Source organism: Mycobacterium sp. 1245499.0 (assembly GCF_001673615.1).
Lineage (GTDB): Bacteria > Actinomycetota > Actinomycetes > Mycobacteriales > Mycobacteriaceae > Mycobacterium > Mycobacterium europaeum_A.
The window spans coordinates 1-635 of sequence record NZ_LZMG01000131.1 but is presented as its reverse complement, the minus strand read 5'-3'; the positions used below and the strand labels follow the sequence as shown (position 1 = coordinate 635).

2 pseudogenes are annotated in these 635 nt (G+C 67.6%); both read left to right on the top strand.

Annotated elements, in window-relative coordinates:
* Positions 1-312 (top strand): annotated as a pseudogene (locus A5646_RS06495) (translational GTPase TypA); the annotation flags it as partial.
* 46 nt (positions 313-358) lie between these two features.
* A pseudogene (locus A5646_RS06490) lies at positions 359-635 on the top strand (ABC transporter family substrate-binding protein); the annotation flags it as partial.

The following is a 635-nucleotide window of genomic DNA, read 5'->3' as shown; positions in this document are numbered from 1 at the left end:
GACCGCGGCCAGTTCTTCGTCGAGCCGGGCCAGGACACCTACGAGGGCATGGTCGTCGGGATCAACCCGCGCGCAGAGGATCTCGACATCAACGTCACCCGCGAGAAGAAGCTGACCAACATGCGGTCGTCGACCGCCGATGTCATCGAAACGCTGGCCCGGCCGCTCGAACTCGATCTCGAGCAGGCCATGGAATTCTGCGCGCAAGACGAATGCGTCGAGGTGACCCCGGAGATCGTGCGGGTGCGCAAGGTCGAGCTGGACGCCACCGCCCGGGCCCGCAGCCGGTCGCGCGCCAAGGCGCGGGGTTAACACCGGGGTGGTTGGACGGGCTGCTGTGCGGTTGCTCGATACCCTGATCAGCGTGCCGAGACGAGTCCGCCGTTGGTTCATGGTGCTGGGCGGACTGATCTTTTTGGTCGGACTCGTGCTCTCGGCCTGTACGGTCAACCCGCCGCCGGCGCCGCAGAGCACCGATACGCCGCACAACTCCGTGCCGCCGCCACCGCGGGTCAGCGAGATCATCATGGGCATCGACTCGATCGGGGCCGGCTTCAACCCGCACCTGCTGTCCGACCTGTCCCCGGTGAACGCGGCGATCAGCGCGCTGGTGCTGCCGAGCGCCTTTCGGCCGG